The organism is Pseudomonas sp. C9-3 (assembly GCF_032392015.1).
Taxonomy (GTDB): Bacteria; Pseudomonadota; Gammaproteobacteria; order Pseudomonadales; family Pseudomonadaceae; genus Pseudomonas; species Pseudomonas nitroreducens.
Window position 1 is genome coordinate 56,936 of record NZ_CP135919.1, and the last position, 19,141, is coordinate 76,076.

The following is a 19,141-nucleotide window of genomic DNA, read 5'->3' on the forward strand; positions in this document are numbered from 1 at the left end:
AGGGATGTGCTCAGCGGTCGCCGAGGACGTGCAGGCGCGCACGTAGCGCGGCTTCGATGCCGGCAGCGTCCAGACCGCACTCCGCCAGCATCTGCGCAGGCTTGGCATGCTCGACGTAGTAGTCCGGCAGGCCCAGGTGCAGGATCGGCTGCTGGATATTCTCGCGGGCGAGGAATTCGCTGACGGCGGCGCCGGCGCCACCCATCACCGAGTTCTCCTCGATGGTCACCAGCAACTCGTGGCTGGCGGCCAGCTGGCGCACCAGTTCCTCGTCCAGCGGCTTGACGAAGCGCATGTCGGCGACCGTGGCGTCGAACTGTTCGGCGACTTTCAGTGCCTCGGCCAGCTGCACGCCGAACACCAGGAAGGCGACCTTGCCGGCCTTGCCTTCGCGGCGCACCACGCCCTTGCCGATTTCCACCGGTGCCAGCTCGGCTTCGATGGCGGCGTTCGGGCCGGTGCCGCGCGGGTAGCGTACCGCCGCCGGGCCTTCGAAGTGATGGCCGGTGGTGAGCAGCTTGCGCAGTTCGTTCTCGTCACTGGGGGTCATCACCAGCATGCCGGGGATGCAGCGCAGGTAGGAGAGGTCGAAGCTGCCGGCGTGGGTCGGGCCGTCCTCGCCCACCAGGCCGGCGCGGTCGATGGCGAACAGCACGTCGAGGTTCTGCACCGCGACGTCGTGGATCAACTGGTCGTAGCCGCGCTGCAGGAAGGTGGAGTAGATCGCCACCACCGGCTTGGCGCCGTCGCAGGCCATGCCGGCCGCCAGGGTTACGGCGTGCTGTTCGGCGATGGCGACGTCGAAGTAGCGATCCGGGAACTTGTCGGCGAAGGCCACCAGGTCGGAGCCTTCCTTCATCGCCGGGGTGATGCCGACCAGGCGCGGGTCCTGGGCAGCCATGTCGCACAGCCACTGGCCGAATACGCTGGAGTATTTCGGCCCGCCCGCCTTCTTCGGCACGGCATGGGCGGGGGCGCCCTCGGGTTCGAGCTTGGTGATGGCGTGGTAGCCGATCGGGTCGATCTCGGCCGGGCCGAAGCCCTTGCCCTTCTTCGTCACCACGTGCAGGAACTGCGGGCCCTTGAGGTCACGCATGTTGCGCAGGGTGGCGATCAGGGTCGGCAGGTCGTGGCCGTCGATGGGGCCGATGTAGTTCCAGCCCAGCTCTTCGAAGAGCGTGCCGGGGACCAGCATGCCCTTGGCGTATTCCTCGGTGCGGCGGGCGATCTCCCAGGCGCCGGGCAGGCGCGAGAGCACCTTCTTGCTGCCTTCGCGCATGCTGCTGTAGGTGCGGCTGGAGAGGATCTTGGCCAGGTAGTTGGACAGGCCGCCGACATTGTTGGAGATCGACATGTCGTTGTCGTTGAGGATCACCAGCATGTCGGCCTTCACTTCCGACGCGTGGTTGAGCGCCTCGAAGGCCATGCCGGCGGTCAGCGCGCCGTCACCGATCACTGCCACCGACTTGCGGTTGGAGCCCTGCATGCGCGCGGCGATGGCCATGCCCAGGGCGGCGCTGATGGAGGTGCTGGAGTGGCCGACGCCGAAGGTGTCGTACTCGCTCTCCGAGCGGCGCGGGAAGGCGGCCAGGCCGTCCTTCTGGCGCAGGCTGCCCATGCGCTCGCGGCGACCGGTGAGGATCTTGTGCGGGTAGGCCTGGTGGCCGACGTCCCACACCAGGCGGTCGTCCGGGGTGTCGAAGACGTAGTGCAGGGCGACCGTCAGCTCGATGACGCCCAGGCCAGCGCCGAAGTGGCCGCCGGTCTGGCCGACGCTGTACAGCAGGTACTGGCGCAGTTCGTCAGCGAGGGTCAGCAGCTCCGCTTCCCCCAGCCGGCGCAGCTCGACCGGCGTGCTGGCGCGGTCGAGCAGAGGCGTGGCGGGGCGCTCGCGGGGAATCTCGTGGAACGTCGTGGGCATCAGGCTGATCGTTATGAGAGGCAAAGATGCGGAAGTTTACCCGAAGCTCCGGATTGGCCCAAGCAACGTGGGGCCAATCCTTTGGACGACCGGATGGTCGGGATTCGGCCGTCGGCTGTGCTGAAATCGTCGTCGCCCTTGCCGATTGCAGGCAAGCCAGCCCCGGCGCCAGGCGCCACTGTAGGCACGATGACCGACCGGCGGCGGTTTGCCGCAGCCTTTTGTAGCAATCGAGGAGGATGGCGTGACCCGACTGAGCCTGGAAGAACTGCGCGAATTGTCCGAGGCGATCCTGCGTCGCCACGGTTTCAGCGAGCCCCATGTGCAGGGTGTGACCGACACTGTGATGGCCGGCGAGCGCGATGGCTGCACGTCCCACGGTGTTTGGCGCCTGCTCGGTTGCATCCATACGGCGCGCGCCGGCAAGGTCTCGCTGGACGCTGTGCCAGAGCTATCGGAACCGGCGCCGGCGCTGGTGCGGGTGGACGCCAAGGGCGGCTTCTCGCAGTGCGCCTTCGATCTCGGCCTGCCGAAGCTGGTCGAAAAGGCGCGCAGCCAGGGCATTGCGGCGATGGCGGTCAACCATTGCGTGCACTTTTCGGCACTGTGGGTGGAGATCGAGCGCATCGTCACCCACGGCCTCGTGGCCCTGGCCGTCACTCCGGCCCAGGCCTATGTGGCGCCGGACGGTGGGACGCGGCCATTGTTCGGCACCAATCCCATCGCCTTCGGCTGGCCGCGCGCCGGGCAGAACCCCTATGTCTTCGACTTCGCCACCACGGTCGTGGCGCGTGGTGAAATCCAGCTGCACGAGCGCGAGGGCAAGTCGATTCCGCTGGGCTGGGGGATCGATGCGCAGGGCAACCCCAGCACTGACGCAAGTGCCGTGCTCGACGGCGCCATGCTCACCTTTGGCGGGCACAAGGGCTCGGCGCTGGCGACCATGGTCGAGCTGATCGCCGGCCCGCTGATCGGCGACCTGACCAGTGCCGAGTCCACGGTGTTCGACGAAGGCACGAAGTCCTCGCCGTACCACGGCGAATTGCTGATCGCCATCGACCCGGCGCGCTTCCTCGGCGCCGAAGCGCCACAGCACCTGGCGCGGGCCGAGACGCTGTTCGAGTCCATCGTCGACATGGGCGCGCGCCTGCCGTCCCAGCGGCGCTTCACGGCACGCGAGCGCAGCCTGAAAGAGGGCGTGGCGATCAGCGATTCGCTGTATGCCGATTTGCGCGCGCTGCTGGAATAAGGCCGTCCACCAGTAGGAGCAACTGCCTTCGTCTGAAAGTCCGTGCTTGGGATTTCCCTCTCCCTAACCCTCTCCCTGAAGGGAGAGGGGACTCTATGGTGCAGGTTGGAACCACGATGTCAGCCGGCACAGGCAACTCCCTCTCCCTTCAGGGAGAGGGCGGGGGAGAGGGCTTGAGCCAGCACAGGATTGTCCAGGTATGGAGCCCTGCCCGCGATCACGCGCAGGGCGCCATACCTCTTCGCATAAAAAAGCCCCGGCGCAAGGCCGGGGCTGAGCATCGGTGCGGGACTGGCCGACAGTTCACTCCCGCGCCGACGAACCCTCAGCGAGTCACGGCGTTGCGTGTCGTCTCGCCATCCACCAACCGGGCGATGCCCAGCGGGTTGGCGTCCTTCAATGCGTCGGGCAGCAGCGCGTCCGGGTAGTTCTGGTAGCACACCGGGCGCAGGAAGCGGTCGATGGCCAGGCTGCCGACGGATGTGCCGCGCGCGTCGGAGGTCGCCGGGTATGGCCCGCCGTGGACCATCGCGTCGCAGACTTCCACACCGGTCGGGTAGCCATTGATCAGCAGGCGCCCGGCCTTGCGCTCCAGCACCGGCACCAGGGCGGCGAAGTGTGTGAGGTCGCCCGGTTCGGCGATCAGCGTGGCGGTGAGCTGGCCGTGCAGGCCGTCCAGCGCGCGGCGCAGTTCGGCCTCGTCAGCCACTTCGACGACGATGGTGGTCGGGCCGAAGACTTCTTCCTGCAGCAGTTCTTCACCTTCCAGCAGCAGGCTGGCCTTGGCCTGGAACAGTTGCGGGAACGCCTGCCGGCCCTCCTGCGGGTGCCCGGCGAGGTGCCGCAGGCCGGGGTGGGTGAGCAGCTTGGCGATGCCCTTCTCGTAGCTTTTCAGGGTGCCGGCGTTGAGCATGGTCTGCGCCGGGCGCTGGCCGATCTCGGCGATCAGGTTGGCGGTGAACAGGCTGAAGGCCGGCGAAGCGATACCGATCACCAGGCCGGGGTTGGTGCAGAACTGGCCGCAACCCATCACCACGGAATCGACCAGCTCGCGGGCGACTTTCTCGCCGCGTGTTTCCAGTGCGGCGGGCAGGACCAGCACCGGGTTGATGCTGCTCATCTCGGCGAATACCGGGATCGGCTGCGGGCGCGCGGCAGCCAGGTCGCACAGTGCGCGACCGCCCTTGAGCGAGCCGGTGAAGCCGACCGCCTGGATCGCCGGGTGCTTCACCAGCGGCTCGCCGACGCCAGCGCCGTAGATCATGTTGAACACGCCAGCGGGCATGCCGGTGGATTCGGCTGCGCGGACGATGGCTTCGCCGACGAGTTCGGCGGTCGCCATGTGGCCGCTGTGGGCTTTCACCACGACCGGGCAGCCAGCAGCCAGAGCGGCGGCGGTATCGCCACCGGCGGTGGAGAAGGCCAGCGGGAAGTTGCTGGCGCCGAACACAGCGACCGGGCCGACGCCGGTGCGGTACTGGCGCAGGTCCGGGCGTGGCAGCGGCTGGCGCTCGGGGAGTGCGCGGTCGATGCGCGCACCGAGGAAGTCGCCTCGGCGCAGGACCTTGGCGAACAGGCGCATCTGGTTCGCGGTGCGACCGCGCTCGCCCTGGATGCGAGCGGTGGGCAGCGCGGTTTCGCGGCAGACAGTGGTGATGAAGTCGTCGCCGAGGGCTTCCAGTTCGCTGGCGATGGCGTCGAGGAACTGCGCGCGGCGTTCTGGCGACAGCGCGTTGTAGGCCGGGAAGGCAGTTTCGGCGGCGCGAGCGGCGGCGTCGACTTCGGCTTCGGTGGCCTGGAGGAATTCGCGGGGCAGGGCTTCGCCGGTGCTGGCGTCGAGGCTCTGCAGGCGGACAGTGCCGGCGCCGACGCGCTGGCCGGCGATGAAGTTCTGGGCGGTCATGGGCGGGCTCTCTGGTGGAAAAGTGCAGACGAGGAGCGAAAGCCCCTCACCCCAGCCCTCTCCCAGAGGGAGAGGGGGGCAGATTGTGCGACCGGTGATGCTGGAGTCAGCCGGTCATACAGTGCTCGGAAACCGCGACCATACCGGCGAGCACTGGGGTTCGCGCTGGCACGTACGGTCCCCTCTCCCTGTGGGAGAGGGTTAGGGTGAGGGGGTTCTACCGCCACTCAGAGCCCCACATCCGGCAGCTTCGGCCGATTCGCCAGCGCCTTGGCCATGATCGTCTCCACGTGCTCGCGGTCCGCGCCTTGCAGCGCCAGGCGCGGCGGGCGGGTGAGGGCGGTGCCGCGGCCGGCGATCTCTTCGCAGAGCTTGATGCATTGCACCAGGTCCGGGCGGGCGTCGAGGTGGAGGATCGGCATCAGCCATTCGTAGATCGGCATGGCTTCTTCGTAACGGCCGGCCTTGCACAGGCGGAAGATGGTCTCGCCCTCTTGCGGGAAGACGTTGGACATCCCCGAGATCCAGCCTTCGGCGCCCACGGCGATGCTTTCCAGCACCACGTCGTCGAGGCCGGCGAAGAGGATGAAGCGGTTGCCCACTTCGTTGCGCACGTCGATGAAGCGGCGGGTGTCACCGGAGCTGTCCTTGAAGCAGACGATGTTCTCGCAGTCGGCCAGGGAAATGAGGATGTCCGGGGTGACGTCGTTCTTGTAGATCGGCGGGTTGTTGTAAACCATCACCGGCAGGTCGGTGCTGGTGGCCACGCTGCGGAAGTGCGCGGCGGTTTCATGCGGCTTGGAGGAGTAGACCAGCGCGGGCATCACCATGATGCCGTCGACGCCGACCTTCTGCACCGCCTTGGCCACCTGCGAGGCGCCGTGGCTGGTGAACTCGGCGATGCCGCAGATCACCGGCACGCGGCCGCCGGAGGCGTCCTTGGCGACTTCGGTGACGGCCATCTTTTCCTCGATGGACAGCGAGGTGTTCTCGCCCACGCTGCCGCACACCACCAGGCCCGAGACGCCGTCGCGCACCAGGTTGGAGATCACCTTGTGGGTGGCTTCCAGGTTGACCGAGAAATCGTCGTTGAACTGAGTGGTCACTGCGGGGAAAACGCCACTCCAATTGACCTTCTTGCTCATGTTTTTCTCCAATTGTCGTATTTCGTATACGAAACGTCTGAAGGAAATCCCGCAGCATTTCGTCGTCGGGTGCCGCTACGCGGCGAATCAGGGTTGAAAGGGGAAATCAATAACCGTTGGGCCAGGTGTCCGAGAGCCGATAGCCTTCGGGCCAGGGATCGCTCGGATCGAGCAGGTGCTGGTGGGTGCCGGTGATCCAGGCGCGGCCGGAAATGCACGGGTGGATCGCCGGTTTGCCGCCGACGCTGGTGAGGCCGTCGATGCGGCAGTGGAACTGGGAATCGATGATCGAGTGGCCGACGAAGCGTTCGCCGTCCTTCAGCTGGCCCTTGGCATGCAGCACCGCCATGCGTGCCGAGCAGCCGGTGCCGCAGGGCGAACGGTCGATCTTGCCGGGGCGGATGACCACGGCGTTGCGCCCGTGCAGCACGCCGTCGATGCGTTCTACCGGCGCGGTCAGCTGGCAGAAGGAGATGTGCGCCCAGTCGTGGTTTTCCGGGTGCTTGAAGCCCAGTTGCTGGTTTGCCGCCTGGGTGATCTTCAGGCCGGTGGCAACCAGGTCGGCGGCCTCCGAGGCGTGCAGGGTGAAGCCCAGCGCGTGCGCGTCGGCCAGCACGAAGCTGTCGCCGCCGTAGGCGGTATCCACCTGCAGCGAACCGAGGCCTTCCACTTCGATCCAGGCATCGAGCTTGTCGGCGAAGGAGGGCAGGTTGCGCACTTCCACGCGCTGCACCTTGCCGTCCTTGCAGTCGGCTACGGCCTCGATCAGGCCGCCCGGCGCTTCCAGGGTCAGGCGTGTCTGCGGTTCCTGCATCGGCAGGATGCCGCTGTCGAGCAGCACGGTGCTGACGCACAGCGAGTTGGAGCCGGACATGGGCGGCACGTCCGCCGGCTCCATGATGATCCAGGCCATCTGCGCCCGCGGGTCCTTCGGCGGGACCAGCAGGTTCACGTGACGGAACACGCCGCCGCGCGGTTCGTTGAGGACGAAGTTGCGCAGGGTGTTGTCGCTGGCGATGAAGCGCGACTGTGCCCACACGGTGTCGCCCGGCGGCGGGGCGACGCCGCCGACGATGACGTCGCCGACTTCGCCTTCGGCGTGGCAACTGACGACGTGGATGATCTTGCTCGAACGCATGTCTGTCTCCTGGTTCTTTCGCGGCCCGTTTTTCCCTCTCCCCAGCCCTCTCCCTGAAGGGAGAGGGAGCGACCGTGCCGGCTTACACCAAGGCATCAGCCTGCTCCGATCCAGTCCCCTCGTCCTTCAGGGAGAGGGTTAGGGAGAGGGGCTCTTGTCAGTTCACCGACCTCAGAAACTCCGCCGTCTCCGCCCGCTGCGGGTTGACGATCACCTGGTCCGGCGTGCCGATCTCGTGCACCAGGCCTTCGCGGAAGAACGCCACGCGGTCGGACACATCGCGGGCGAAGCGGATTTCGTGGGTCACCAGGACCATGGTCATGCCCTCTTCGGCGAGCAGGCGCATGGTGTCGAGTACCTCGCCCACCAGTTGCGGGTCGAGTGCCGAGGTGGCTTCGTCGAACAGCATGTAGTCCGGCGACATGGCCAGCGCGCGGGCGATCGCCATGCGCTGCTGCTGCCCGCCCGAGAGCTTCTGCGGGAACACCTTGAGCTTGTCGCCCAGACCGACGTGCTTGAGCTGCTTCACCGCCATCGCCTCGGCTTCTTCCCTGGGCAGGCCGAGCACCTTGCGCGGGGCGAGCATGACGTTCTCCAGCACGGTCAGGTGCGGGAAGGCGTTCCACTGCTGGAAGACGATGCCGATCTTCTGCCGCAGCTTGTTCAGGTCGGTGGTCTTGGCGTGGACCTCGATGCCGTCGACGCGGATCTTGCCGCGCTGGATCGGTTCCAGGCCGTTGATGCACATCAGCAGGGTGGACTTGCCCGAACCCGAGCCGCCGATGATCGAGACTACCTCGCCCTTCTTCACGGTCAGGCTGACGCCCTTGACCACTTCCAGATCGCCGTAGGCTTTGTGCACGTTGTCGATTTCAATCATTTTCCTGCCACCTTTGTTCCAGCCGGGCACCGAGGCGCGCCACGACCCAACTCATGAGGTAATAGATGACCCCGGCGATGCACAGCACCAGCAGGGGTTCCTGAATGCGCGTCACGATGGTCTGCGAGGCGCGGAGCAGTTCGACGATGCCGATCCACATGACCAGCGCGGTGTCCTTCATCACCCCCAGCACCAGGTTCAGCCAGCCGGGGAAGGCCACCCGCGCGGCCAGCGGCAGCACGATGTAGCGCAGGTCCTGCCAGTAGCTGAGGCCCAGCGAGCGGCTGGCGCGGCGGATGTTCGGGCCGACGGCGAGGATGCCGCTGCGGATGATCTCGGTGCAGAACGCCGCCGCGTACACGCCCAGTACCAGGCAGCCGACGGTGAAGGCGCTCCAGTTCAGGCCGACGATGCTTTTCAGCGAGTTGAACAGCACGAACTGGATCAGCAGCGGCACGCTGCGGAAGATGTCGAGGAACCAGCCAACCGGCATCGTGGCGCGCGGCAGGGTGGCGCGCAGCCAGCCCAGCACGACGCCAGCGAGGGTGCCGATGAGCATGGCGCCGACGGTCAGCTTGACGGTGACCCAGGCCCCTTGCAGCAGGAACATCAGGTCGTTGACGGTGAAGCTCGTGGAAAACATGCGTGCTTCTCCTAGTAGCGGAACAGCCGCCAGCTCAACAGGCGGGCGACCGCCACGATGACCTTGGCGATGATGTAATAGAGCACCGCGGCCAGGGCGAAGTACTCGAAGGTGCGGAAGGTGCGTACGTTGAAGTCCTGGGTCACGCCGGTGAGGTCGTTGTTCAGGCCCACCACCACGCCCAGCGACGTCATCAGCACCGCCCAGACCATCTGGTTCGTCAGCGGGTAATAGACGATGCGCAGCAACTGCGGAACGATGATCATCCGGTACGCCTGGAAGGCGCTCATGCCCAGCGAGCGCGCGGCGCGCATCTGGGTGTCCGGCACGGCCTTGAGGCCGCCGCGGAAGTTCTCTGCGAGGTAGCCGGCGTTGTTGAAGGTGATCCCCGCCAGCAGCGCCACCCAGGAGCTGACGTGGAGGCCGAAGGAGCCCAGGCCGAAGTACAGGATGTAGATCTGGAACAGCGACGGGGTGTTGCGCGCGATCGATACCCAGGTGTCGGCGAAGCCCTTGAGCAGTGGGTTCTTCATCTGCCGCATGACGGTCAGCAGCAGCGCGATGAGCACGCCGAGGATCATCGACAGCGCGGCGGTCTCGAGGGTTACCCAGGCGCCGCCGAGCATGTCCGGCAGAGCCTTGAAGGCGGAGCGCCAGTGGAAGCTGTAGTTGAACATCAGCGCACCCCCTCGCTCAGCCAGCTCGGGACGCCACCGTCACCGCGCCCGCTGCAGGCTGCCTCGACGCAGGCGGCAAGGCTGCCGAAATGCACCTGGCGCCCGGCCAGGCCAGGACCGTAGTGGGCGTACTTCGCCGAATTGGTGATCAGCGTGGTGCAGGACGGCGGAATCACCGGCTCGCCGATCATGCACCAGCAGGTGTCGTTGAGCAGTTGCGCGCCGAAGTCTTCCAGCACCTTCACGTCGCCAGCGGCGCGGGCCTTTTCCTGCACGGCGCGGCCGAGGGCGACGACCAGCGCGACGCCTGGATGCTTGCGGCGCCCGGCGACCAGCCTGGCCAGCTCGGCACACTCGCTGGCGGAGAAGTGCGGGTTGCCCAGGGACACCAGTTGCACGCTGGGCTCTGCTGCGTGGTCCAGCTCGCGCCAGGAGGCGATCAGGTCCGCCGGGGTGACGCGCAGGTGTTGCAGCGGGGCTTTGCCGCCCAGTGCGGTGGCGACGTCCGGCGCTTCCGGGGTGACTCCGGCGATGTGGAACATCGGCGCAGCGGAGGTAGTGGCGAAGGCTGCGCCGAAGGCTTTCAGCGCGTCGCTGTCCGGCGCCAGCGGCTGCAGGCCGTCGACCACCGGGATGCGCGTGCCGCATAGCTCGCCGATGTGATAGCCGAGTAGCGGGAAGATCGATTCGTCGTGCTCGGCCGGCAGCTCGACATCGATCCGCAGCACGGCCAGCCGGCCGTCGTCGCGGTGGCTGCCGACGTCCGGCGCACGGCCGGTGAGGGCGATGCAGATGTCGAGGTAATCCGGATATTTCAGGGTCCGCGCGCCGAGCACGCTGTTGGCGTAGACCACGGCGTTGGACTCGGCCCACACGACCTGTTCGCCGAGGCTCGGCTTGCTGTCCAGCAGGTAGGGCGCGCAGGTGTAGCTCATCTGCGCGCCCATCTCCATGTAGGCATCGCCCAGTGCGGCGGCGGGCTCGCCGAAGGCCTTGTCGACGCCCAGCTCGCGCCAGCGGCGGTGGTCCACGGAGATGGAATTCAGGGTGGTCGGCACCTTCACCTTGCCGCCCCAGTCCGCCAGTTGGCGGGCGAAGCGCAGGCTGGCGGGGCCGGTATAGATGCAGCCGTCGATGTGCGCCTGGGCGATGTCCAGCAGGTCCTTCGCGCCTTGCAGCGCGGCCATGCGCAGGACGATCTGCATGGCGGCCTGGGCGGCCTTGCCATGCTTGCCGTCGAGCAGTTCATGGTCGCCGGCGGTGAGCGCCAGGCCTTCCGGCAGCGGGCCGGCATCGCTGGCCATCACGCCCTGCCAGCCATCGGCAGGGCGCTCGGCGGTGAGTGTTACCTGTCCGTCTTCGATACGGGCCCAGCCGCCCGTGGACAACTGCTCGAAAGCCTCGTGGCCCAGGCACAGCACCGGGATGGAGCGGCCGAACAACGCCTGCGCCACCAGCACGCCGAGGGTGAGGATCTCGTCCGGCTCGGCCAGCAGCAGGGCTGCCGGCGCATGGCCGTTGAGCAGTATTTCCAGCATCACGCTGCTGCCGGTACAGGAGCCGCGTCCGCTGGGAATCGCCAGCACCCGCCCGGGCAGGAAGCTGCCGGAGAGCGGATGGTGGCGGTCGATGACCTCGCCCGTGAAAGGCTCGACGCCTCCCCAGAAGCTCAGCCCGGTGTCGGCATGGAGTAGCGCCCCTTCGGCGCTACCCCCCATCAGGACCCGCCCTGTTAGGCGTGAGTCCCGCACCCTTGAAGCCTGCATCGAAGACATGTTGCGCCCGCCGTCAGTAGTACACGTGGGGAACGGTGAGGTCGACCGGGGTGCCGCCGACCCACTTCTCGTACAGCTCGGCGTAACGGCCGGTGCGGACCTGCTGGTTGACGAAGAGGTTGAGGTAGTGGATCAGGCCGTACTCGTTGCGCGCGGCGGCCAGTGACACGTAGTCGATCACGTAGGGCGCGTTGCCGACGACCTTCAGGCCCTTGTACTTGCCGGATTTCAGGGTGGAGGCGGCGACGGTGTTGGTCACCACGGTGGCGTCGATGTGGCCCTGGGCAACGGCGAGGATGGTGTCGTTCTGGCTCTGGTAGGCGCGGAAGGAGCCTTTGCCGCCCCATTTCTTCACGTCCTTCTCCAGTGCAATGGCTTCATAGGTGCCGCTGGTGTTGCCTACCGGGCGGTCCTTGATGTCCTCGTACTTGGTGATGCCGGTGTCCTCGCGGGTCAGCACCACCATCTGGAAGGCGAAGTAGGGGATGGTCATGGCGACCGTCTTGGCGCGCTCCAGGGTGTCGGAGGTGGAAGCGACAATCACGTCGGCGCGGCCGGATACCAGCGCGGGGATACGATCCGGGAAGGGCGTCTCGACGACTTCGGCGGTAACACCAAGGACTTTCGCCAGGTCGTTGCAGTAATCCACGTCAAAGCCGACCGGGTTGTTCTGCGCATCGCGCGAACCCATCGGCGGGAAGTCCAGGGTCACGGCGCAGCGCAGCTTGCCGGATTCGATGATGTCGTCGAGCTTGTCGGCTTGGGCCTGGCCGGCGAGAAACACAGCGGTGAGGGCTAGAGCAATTCGGGTGAATTTCATGGGGGCCTCTCTGAGTCAGTGTTGTGCAGCGATTTTTGTATTATGGATTTCGTATACGATATTTCTTAGAGCAAGGCATGTGCCAGAAATCACTCGGGCGTGACTCATGGGTCGCAAAGCCCGGTGTGCGGGGGATTCGTTGCTGGGAGCATTCCGAATTACCTGTAGGTGGGTTCCGAGCGCTGTTACCAAATGAAGCAGGAGCGTGTTTCGCTGCCCCGTATGGGAGCATTCACGTATCGCACGCTGATCGGGGCTGAAGAGTGTTCGCGAGCAAGAACCGGGCGCCCCCCTCGCTCCTACAGGCAGGGCAGCGCTTGCTCTTCGTAGGAGCGAGCTTGCTCGCGAACCGCCCACACACAAACTTTCAGGACGTTTATCCCGTAGGGCGAATAAAGCGGCACGCTTTATCCGCCGTATGCGCATTCGTGCCTTGGCTGGCGGCGGATAACGCCGTAGGCGTTATGCACCCTACGCGGAGGGAAGTGTTCAGTTGGGCGAGGTTTGCGACTCGCGATACTGCGTCGGCGACAGCCCGGTCAGTGCGCGGAATTGCCGGCTGAAGGCGCTGTGGTCGGTATAGCCACAGCGCAGGGCGATCTCGGTGATCGGCAGGTCTTCGCCGAGCAGGCGTGTGGCCGCACCCAGGCGCGCCTTGTGGATCATCTGCCGTGGCGTGAGCTGGAAGATGCGCTTGCAGTGGCGCTCCAGCTGGGCGACGGAGAGGCCGGCCAGTTCGGTCAGCTCGGCAAGGTTGATCGGCCTGTCGAAGTGCTCGCGGATGTAGGCGTCCACCGCCGCCAGGCGCTGGTACGCCGGATGCGTGGATTGCGCCGCCTGCAGGTCGCTGGAAATCCCCGCCATGCCGATCACAACGCCTTGCGCATCGTGCAACGCCAGCTTGTGGGTCAGGCACCAGCCCGGCAGCCGGCCGGGGTAGAGGTGCAGCTCCAGCTGATCGCTGAGCTGGCCGCCGGTTTCCAGCACGCGGCGATCCTGCTCGGTGTAGATCGGGCCGAAGCGCGACGGGAAGACCTCCTCGGCGGTGCGCCCGAGCAACTCGCGGGCATCCTTCACACCGCAGCGCCGCGCCAGGGTCTGGTTGACCAGCACGTAGCGCGCCGCGGTGTCCTTGATGAAGAACACCACGCCGGGCATGGCATCGAGCAGCGGGGAAATCTGCGCAAGGGTCTGCAGCAGGCTGTCCAGGTCGCGGGCGCCCTGGGGAATCAGGTCGTGCATCGGGAGGCGAGTCGGCTGTCGGAACATCGCGAGGATACGGGGCAATCAGGTTGTGGGAAAGGGTGTCGCTGTGGCCGGGGCGAGAGCGGGCGACGTTGCGGTTGTTGGCCGGGCCTCGGCGTGCTGGACTAGTCGGCCGACATTAGCCTTCGAGTGATCATCATGTCCCGAGCCCAGCGGCTGCTCGACCTTCTGCAGATACTGCGGCGCCATCGTCTTCCGGTGTCGGGCCGGCAACTGGCCGATGAGCTGGGCATCAGCCTGCGCACGCTGTACCGCGACATCGCCACCCTGCAGCAGCAGGGCGCCCATATCGAGGGTGCGGCTGGCGTTGGCTACGTGCTGCGCCCCGGTTTCGAGCTGCCGCCACTGATGTTCTCGCTGGAGGAGATCGAGGCGCTGGTGCTGGGCATGCGCTGGGTGAGCCGGCATGGCGACCAGGGCCTGGTATCGGCGGCGCGGGATGTGCTGGCGAAGGTCGGCTCGGTACTGCCGGCCAATCTGCGCCTGGAGTTGGAGAGCAATGCGCTGCTGGTGGGTAGCCGGCCATCCGAGCGAGTGGCGGACGGGTTGCTGGGCCAGGTGCGAGACAGCATTCGCCGGCAGGGCAAGCTGCAGTTCGCCTACCGGGATGCCGGCGGACAGTTCACCGAGCGGGTGGTCTGGCCGTTCGGCCTGGGCTACTTCGAGCAGGTTCGCGTGGTGATGGCCTGGTGCGAGCTGCGCCAGGACCTGCGGCACTTTCGGCTCGACCGCATGGAGCAGGTCAGCAGCCTGGCGGAGCGCTACCCGCGTCAGCGGCAGGCGTTGCTCAAGGACTGGTACGCGAGGCACGACATCCCCGCGCAGTGAATGACTGCTGCCGGAAACTGACACGGGTACGCCATAGCCTGCGATGACCGGCAACGAAGCCGGTTCATTCAACAGCAAGGAGTTTTCCATGGTCAGCCCGAACATGATCATTTTCTACGTCGACGATGCCCAGCGCAGCGCCGGTTTCTACGCGGAGCTGCTGCAGCGCGACCCGGTGGAAAACAGCGCGACCTTCGCCTTGTTCGTCTTCGACAATGGCCTGAAATTCGGCCTCTGGACTCGCGCTGGCGTGCAGCCGAACGCCGTGGCGCAGGCTGGTGGCAGCGAGCTGGGTATCCCCGCGCAGAGCCACGCCGACGTACTGCGACTGCACCGTGACTGGCAGCAGCACGGCGTCGAGATTATCCAGGCGCCGACCCAGATGGATTTCGGCTACACCTTCACCGCGCTCGATCCGGATGGTCATCGCCTGCGCGTCTTCTGCTTGAGCTGAGCATTCCCTGGCATGGCGGGTCCCTTCAGTCGTCGGCGAGCTGCAGCAGGGTTTCTACCCGCGCCGGGCTGAAGGGCGGGCGCGGCGCTGGCGGTTGCCAACCGAACAACTGCTTGGCCGCAGCGCCGCACACGCGGCCCTGGCAGGCGCCCATGCCGCAGCGGCTGGCGAGCTTGGCGGCGGTCCAGTCCGGCTTGCCGGCCAGGGCCGAGTAGGGCACGTCTTCGCAGCGGCAGACGAGTGTGTCCGGTTGGGCGAGCTGGTTCAGGCGCGGGTCGAGGGCAAAGTCCTTTTTCAGTGCGTCGGCGAAGCCCTGCCAGCGCTGGCGCTGCGACCAGAGCCCACGGGCGCGGTCGTGTTCACCCACGGCGGCGTGGCCGGCGATGCTGCCCTCCACCAGGGCCTTCTCCGAGCCGCCGAAGCCGGTGCATTCGCCCGCGGCGTAGATGCCATCGCGGCTGCTCGCCTGCCAAGCGTCGACGCGGATTGCACCGTCATCCACCGCGCAGCCCAGCGCCTGGCCGAGCTGCACATTGGGGATAAGGCCGAAGCCGCAGGCCAGCCGGTCGCAGTCGATTTCCTTCAGCTTGCCACTCTGGCTGATTCGCACGCCTTCCAGGTGATCTGTCCCCAATGCGGCGACGATATGGCTATCGGCACGGTAGGCCGGGTCGTACAGGCCGAAGGACTGCACCAGCTTGTTCGGCCAGCGTGGCAGCTTCAGTGCGAAGCTGGCCAATGCAGGCCACGAGGCCTGTTCGGCGATGCGCTGGATCTTCGCCCCGTTGGCGCGGGCGGTTGCGGCGCTGGCGAGCAGCAGCGGGCCGCTGCCGGCGATCACCACACGCTGGCCATCCACCGGTACGCCGCCTTTCACCAGTGCCTGCAGCCCGCCTGCACCGGTGACGCCGGGCAGCGTCCAGCCGGGGAAGGGCAGCAGCAGTTCGCGGGCGCCGGTGCAGAGGATCAGCTTGCGGTAGTCCAGCCGCCAGCCACGTTCGAAGTCTTCCAGCAGCAGGCCGCGTTCGCCGGCCAGGGCCACCACGCGGGTGGCGCTGTGAATCCTGATGTTGGCGCAGGCAGCGACCTTTTCGCGCAGCTCCAGAGCGGCGCGCGGCAGGTGCGCGTTGGGCCCGTCGCGCCAGATCTGCCCACCGGGCAGCGGGTTGTCGTCGAGGATGACGATGCTGGCGCCGCTCGGCGCGGCGGCGAGGGCGGCGGACATTCCCGCCGGCCCGGCACCGATGATGAGGATATCGACGGACTCGCTCATGGGCGCGTCTCCACCTGCATGCCGTCACGGCACAGGGTCTGGCAGGCCAGGCGGCGCTGGCCGTCGATGGTCACCCGGCACTCCTGGCAGATGCCCATGCCGCATAGCGGCGCACGGCGCTGGCCGCTGACCGAGGTGCGTGTGGTGCCGTCGCCACCCTGGGCAAGCGCGGCGGCCACCGTGGTGCCGGCGCCGACACGTAGCGGGCGGCCGTCAAGAGTCAGGTCAGGCATGGGCGTTTGCTCCGAGGAAACGGCGCGGGGAATAGGGTTCGGCCGGCAACGGCAAAGGCTCATTGCACAGCTGCGCAGCGAGGAGGTCGGCGGTGCCTGGCGCGGTGGTTACGCCCAGGCCTTCGTGGCCGACAGCGAGCCACAGACCGGGGCGCTGCGGATGTTCGCCCACCAGCGGCATGCCGTCCGGGCTGGCGGCGCGGAAGCCGGCCCAGCTGCGAATCACGTTGAGGTTGGCCAGGCCGGGCATGTAGTCGACGGCGCGGCGCAGCATCTTCGCCAGCATCCAGCCTTCCACCTGCGGGTCGGTGGTGCCGAACTGCCGCGAGGCGCCGATGAACAGCTGGCCGGTCGGGCGCGGCTGGATGTTGCAGGCCACCGATGGGCCACTGGCGTTGTGCGCGCTGGTCACGTAGCCCAACTCCACCAGCGTGCGGCGCACCTTGCCGGGGTAGCGGTCGGTGATCAGCAGATGACCTTTTTTCGGCTCGATGGGCAGGTCGGCGCAGAGCTGCGTGGCCTGGATGCCATTGGCCAGGACGATGGCCTTGGCGCTCAGCCACTGGCCGTCGTCCAGGCGCACGCGGGGTTCGTCGATTTCCACCACTGTTGCCTGGCGCTGGCGGATCGGTTTCAGCGCTGACTCCAGCAGCCACGCGGCGGCGCGCGGGGCGTAGAGAATGCCGTCACCGGTGATCTCCAGCCCGCCGTGCAGGTCGCTGCGCAGCTCGGGTTCTTCCTGCTGCAGCTCCGTGCTGTTCAGCAGTCTTGCGGCGACGCCGTGCTCGCGCAGCACGGCGAACTTGCGTTCGGCCTCGGCCATCTCTTCGTCATTGGCCGCCAGCCACATCGTACCGTTGCTGCGGTACGCGCATTCGGTGGGCATGTCGTGGCCCCACTCGCGCCAGCGTTGCAGCGAGTAGTTGCTCAGCGCCAGTTCGGCGGCATTGTCGTCGAGCACCAGCAGGTGGCCCATGCCGACGGCGGTGGCGCCGGGCAGGCGCGCATCCAGCACCAGCACGTCAAGGCCGCGGCGGGCGAGGGCGTGGGCGCAGGCGGCGCCGACGATGCCGGCGCCGATGACGATGATGTCCGCATCGCTCACGAACGGATGCCCCAGGCGAACGGGTCGTCTTCTTCCAGCAGCAGGGTGGCTTCCGCGCTGATGTTGGCGCGCCCGCGGATGGTCGGGATGATGCGCCCCTCGGCAGGCTCGCCGACCCACTCGAAGCGGCCTTCGAACTGGCTGCCGATCACGCTGGCCTGGCGCCAGGCGTCGCCGGCAGCGAGCTTGCCGTCAGCGGCCAGGCACGCCAGCTTGGCGCTGGTGCCGGTGCCGCAGGGCGAGCGGTCGTAGGCTTTGCCGGGGCAGAGTACGTAGTTGCGGCTGTCCGCATCGGGATCGTCGGCGAACAGCTCGATGTGATCGATCAGGCCACCGTCTTCGCCGCGGATGCCCTGGTCTTCCAGCGCCTTCTGCACGGCGACGGTGTAGGCAGTCAGTTCGTCCAGGTTGTCGCCGGCGACGCGCAGGCCGTGATCGGCGATCAGGAAGAACCAGTTACCGCCCCAGGCGATGTCGCCGTGCACCAGGCCATGGCCGGGCACTTGCACCGGCACTTGCTTGCGGTAGCGATAGGAGGGGACGTTGCGCACGCTCACCGAGCGGTCGTCGTGCAGGGTTGCTTCGACGGTGCCCACCGGCGTCTCGATCTTGTGCGTGCCGGGGCCGATACGCCCCAGGTGCGCCAGCGAGACGACCAGGCCGATGGTGCCATGGCCGCACATGCCCAGGTAACCGGTGTTGTTGAAGAAGATCACCCCGGCACAGGCGCTCGGGTCCACCGGCTCGCAGAGCAGTGCGCCGACCAGCACATCGCTGCCGCGTGGCTCCAGCACGGTCGCGGCGCGCCAACTGTCGTGCTCCCTGGCCAGCAGCGCACGGCGTTCGGCCATGCTGCCCTTGCCCAGATCGGGAAAGCCGTCGAGCACCAGGCGCGTGGGTTCGCCGCCGGTGTGGGAATCGAGAACCTGGATGCGTTTCATGCTGCCCCCTGAGGTGGTCTTGTGGTTGACCTTAGGGTGGCGCGGAGCGGGGATGGGAGCTTGAGGGTTTTCCGCCGGGCCGATGATGAAATCGGCACAGCGGGTCTTTTCGATCAGCTCGGTGTCGGCCGATTCGGCAGGTGCTCGTAGAGCGTGCGGCAGACGCCGTTGATGTGTTCTTCCAGCAGGCGCGCGGCCAGCTCGCCATCGCCGGCGCGGCAGGCGTCGAGGATGTCGTGGTGCTCGTGATCCGCGCGCTCCTTGCCGGAGGACAGGCTCATCTGCATGCGCAGGTAGCGTTCGAGCTTGTCATGGATGGAGCGGATCAGGCCAACCAGGTAGGGCCGCTGCGCCGGTTCATAGAGGCAGGCGTGCAGCTCCCAGTTCAGTTCCGCCCAGCGGCCGACATCGTCCTCGCCGACGAACTCGGCACAGATGCGCTCGGCGCGCTCGAAGGTCTCGGCGGTCATGTTCGGCACCGCCAGGCGGATCGCCTGGGCTTCGAGAACGACCCGTACCTCGAACATCTGCGCCAGTTCCGGCTCGGATATCTTCGTCACCAGCGCGCCCTTGTTGCGCTGGAACTCCACCAGCCCCTCGGCCTCCAGGCGCTTGAGCGCCTCGCGCACGGGAATCTTGCTGACGTTGAAGATCTGCGCGATATCGTCCTGGCGGATCGGCTCGTGCTCTGCCATCTGGCCGGAAATGATCGCCTCGCGCAGGTGCTTGGCGATGGTCTCCGAGGCGGAGGGGACGATACCCAGGTTGGGGGCGTTGCGTAGCGGCACGATGCAGTCCGGTCAGGTGGCTGTTGTCGGATATGGTATACGAAATCCCTGTAATGCAGTGAAGCACCGGCGAGCGGTCATCGCAATGGATGAATCACGGGA

Annotated in this window: 18 protein-coding genes; 3 read left to right on the forward strand and 15 right to left on the reverse strand. The window is 67.0% G+C overall.

Features of this window, described 5'->3' with window-relative positions; genetic code table 11:
• Positions 1-10: 10 nt before the first annotated feature.
• The gene (dxs, locus tag RS899_RS00275; protein ID WP_315808802.1) at positions 11-1,921 is read right to left on the reverse strand and encodes a 1-deoxy-D-xylulose-5-phosphate synthase; all 1,911 of its coding nucleotides are present in this window, start codon (positions 1,919-1,921) and stop codon (positions 11-13) included.
• Between the two features lie 244 nt (positions 1,922-2,165).
• On the opposite strand from dxs, the gene RS899_RS00280 reads away from it, so the two are divergent.
• Positions 2,166-3,170 (forward strand): Ldh family oxidoreductase, encoded by a 1,005-nt coding sequence (locus RS899_RS00280; protein ID WP_315808803.1) that lies wholly within the window; start codon positions 2,166-2,168, stop codon positions 3,168-3,170.
• A gap of 325 nt (positions 3,171-3,495) precedes the next feature.
• On the opposite strand, the gene RS899_RS00285 is transcribed toward RS899_RS00280, so the two are convergent.
• From RS899_RS00285 to RS899_RS00325, 9 genes are all read right to left on the reverse strand, one after another.
• Complete coding sequence (locus RS899_RS00285; RefSeq protein ID WP_315808804.1) at positions 3,496-5,073, reverse strand: aldehyde dehydrogenase (NADP(+)); 1,578 nt, start codon at positions 5,071-5,073, stop codon at positions 3,496-3,498.
• A 227-nt stretch (positions 5,074-5,300) separates the two neighbouring features.
• Complete coding sequence (locus tag RS899_RS00290) at positions 5,301-6,218, reverse strand: dihydrodipicolinate synthase family protein (protein WP_015475498.1); 918 nt, start codon at positions 6,216-6,218, stop codon at positions 5,301-5,303.
• Positions 6,219-6,324: 106 nt separating this feature from the next.
• Entirely contained in the window at positions 6,325-7,356 is a 1,032-nt protein-coding gene (locus tag RS899_RS00295; protein ID WP_054906833.1) for a trans-3-hydroxy-L-proline dehydratase, read from the reverse strand.
• 157 nt (positions 7,357-7,513) lie between these two features.
• Positions 7,514-8,236 carry an amino acid ABC transporter ATP-binding protein gene (locus RS899_RS00300; RefSeq protein WP_315808805.1) on the reverse strand — a complete coding sequence of 241 codons (723 nt, stop codon included), beginning with the start codon at positions 8,234-8,236 and terminating at the stop codon, positions 7,514-7,516.
• Positions 8,229-8,879, reverse strand: coding sequence for an amino acid ABC transporter permease (locus RS899_RS00305; protein WP_024764660.1), 651 nt, complete (start codon positions 8,877-8,879; stop codon positions 8,229-8,231). The genes RS899_RS00300 and RS899_RS00305 overlap by 8 nt, the downstream gene beginning before the upstream one ends.
• Before the next feature lie 11 nt (positions 8,880-8,890).
• Positions 8,891-9,556, reverse strand: a complete 666-nt coding sequence (locus tag RS899_RS00310) for an amino acid ABC transporter permease (RefSeq protein WP_045216994.1) — start codon at positions 9,554-9,556, stop codon at positions 8,891-8,893.
• Entirely contained in the window at positions 9,556-11,274 is a 1,719-nt protein-coding gene (locus tag RS899_RS00315) for an aconitase family protein (protein ID WP_315808806.1), read from the reverse strand. The genes RS899_RS00310 and RS899_RS00315 overlap by 1 nt, the downstream gene beginning before the upstream one ends.
• Before the next feature lie 70 nt (positions 11,275-11,344).
• Positions 11,345-12,151: a transporter substrate-binding domain-containing protein gene (locus RS899_RS00320; RefSeq protein ID WP_054906837.1), complete on the reverse strand. Its 807-nt coding sequence runs from the start codon at positions 12,149-12,151 to the stop codon at positions 11,345-11,347.
• Between the two features lie 489 nt (positions 12,152-12,640).
• The gene (locus RS899_RS00325; RefSeq protein WP_054906838.1) at positions 12,641-13,420 is read right to left on the reverse strand and encodes an AraC family transcriptional regulator; all 780 of its coding nucleotides are present in this window, start codon (positions 13,418-13,420) and stop codon (positions 12,641-12,643) included.
• 135 nt (positions 13,421-13,555) lie between these two features.
• Here RS899_RS00325 and RS899_RS00330 point away from each other — a divergent pair, with 135 nt between their 5' ends.
• Both RS899_RS00330 and RS899_RS00335 read left to right on the forward strand, forming a co-directional pair.
• Positions 13,556-14,245, forward strand: a complete 690-nt coding sequence (locus RS899_RS00330) for a YafY family protein (RefSeq protein ID WP_315808807.1) — start codon at positions 13,556-13,558, stop codon at positions 14,243-14,245.
• Positions 14,246-14,333: 88 nt separating this feature from the next.
• On the forward strand, positions 14,334-14,699 hold the full coding sequence (locus RS899_RS00335; protein WP_315808808.1) for a VOC family protein: 366 nt from the start codon (positions 14,334-14,336) through the stop codon (positions 14,697-14,699).
• Positions 14,700-14,724: 25 nt separating this feature from the next.
• On the opposite strand, the gene RS899_RS00340 is transcribed toward RS899_RS00335, so the two are convergent.
• The 5 genes from RS899_RS00340 to RS899_RS00360 form a co-directional block, all read right to left on the reverse strand.
• Positions 14,725-15,972: an FAD/NAD(P)-binding oxidoreductase gene (locus tag RS899_RS00340; RefSeq protein ID WP_315808809.1), complete on the reverse strand. Its 1,248-nt coding sequence runs from the start codon at positions 15,970-15,972 to the stop codon at positions 14,725-14,727.
• On the reverse strand, positions 15,969-16,205 hold the full coding sequence (locus tag RS899_RS00345; protein ID WP_054906841.1) for a (2Fe-2S)-binding protein: 237 nt from the start codon (positions 16,203-16,205) through the stop codon (positions 15,969-15,971). The genes RS899_RS00340 and RS899_RS00345 overlap by 4 nt, the downstream gene beginning before the upstream one ends.
• Positions 16,198-17,310: an FAD-dependent oxidoreductase gene (locus tag RS899_RS00350; protein ID WP_315808810.1), complete on the reverse strand. Its 1,113-nt coding sequence runs from the start codon at positions 17,308-17,310 to the stop codon at positions 16,198-16,200. The genes RS899_RS00345 and RS899_RS00350 overlap by 8 nt, the downstream gene beginning before the upstream one ends.
• Positions 17,307-18,251 carry a 4-hydroxyproline epimerase gene (locus RS899_RS00355; protein ID WP_024764666.1) on the reverse strand — a complete coding sequence of 315 codons (945 nt, stop codon included), beginning with the start codon at positions 18,249-18,251 and terminating at the stop codon, positions 17,307-17,309. Before RS899_RS00355 ends, RS899_RS00350 begins: the two co-directional genes overlap by 4 nt.
• Positions 18,252-18,364: 113 nt before the next feature.
• Positions 18,365-19,039: a GntR family transcriptional regulator gene (locus tag RS899_RS00360; protein ID WP_054906844.1), complete on the reverse strand. Its 675-nt coding sequence runs from the start codon at positions 19,037-19,039 to the stop codon at positions 18,365-18,367.
• Between the last annotated feature and the right edge of the window lie 102 nt (positions 19,040-19,141).

Coding starts and splice junctions, on each gene's coding strand:
- RS899_RS00295 (WP_054906833.1), bottom strand. CDS start 7,356: ATGCGTTCGAGCAAGATCATCCACGTCGTCAGTTGCCACGCCGAAGGC.
- RS899_RS00335 (WP_315808808.1), top strand. CDS start 14,334: ATGGTCAGCCCGAACATGATCATTTTCTACGTCGACGATGCCCAGCGC.
- RS899_RS00285 (WP_315808804.1), bottom strand. CDS start 5,073: ATGACCGCCCAGAACTTCATCGCCGGCCAGCGCGTCGGCGCCGGCACT.
- RS899_RS00315 (WP_315808806.1), bottom strand. CDS start 11,274: ATGGGGGGTAGCGCCGAAGGGGCGCTACTCCATGCCGACACCGGGCTG.
- RS899_RS00325 (WP_054906838.1), bottom strand. CDS start 13,420: ATGTTCCGACAGCCGACTCGCCTCCCGATGCACGACCTGATTCCCCAG.
- RS899_RS00290 (WP_015475498.1), bottom strand. CDS start 6,218: ATGAGCAAGAAGGTCAATTGGAGTGGCGTTTTCCCCGCAGTGACCACT.
- dxs (WP_315808802.1), bottom strand. CDS start 1,921: ATGCCCACGACGTTCCACGAGATTCCCCGCGAGCGCCCCGCCACGCCT.
- RS899_RS00355 (WP_024764666.1), bottom strand. CDS start 18,251: ATGAAACGCATCCAGGTTCTCGATTCCCACACCGGCGGCGAACCCACG.
- RS899_RS00300 (WP_315808805.1), bottom strand. CDS start 8,236: ATGATTGAAATCGACAACGTGCACAAAGCCTACGGCGATCTGGAAGTG.
- RS899_RS00305 (WP_024764660.1), bottom strand. CDS start 8,879: ATGTTTTCCACGAGCTTCACCGTCAACGACCTGATGTTCCTGCTGCAA.
- RS899_RS00320 (WP_054906837.1), bottom strand. CDS start 12,151: ATGAAATTCACCCGAATTGCTCTAGCCCTCACCGCTGTGTTTCTCGCC.
- RS899_RS00345 (WP_054906841.1), bottom strand. CDS start 16,205: ATGCCTGACCTGACTCTTGACGGCCGCCCGCTACGTGTCGGCGCCGGC.
- RS899_RS00340 (WP_315808809.1), bottom strand. CDS start 15,972: ATGAGCGAGTCCGTCGATATCCTCATCATCGGTGCCGGGCCGGCGGGA.
- RS899_RS00310 (WP_045216994.1), bottom strand. CDS start 9,556: ATGTTCAACTACAGCTTCCACTGGCGCTCCGCCTTCAAGGCTCTGCCG.
- RS899_RS00330 (WP_315808807.1), top strand. CDS start 13,556: ATGTCCCGAGCCCAGCGGCTGCTCGACCTTCTGCAGATACTGCGGCGC.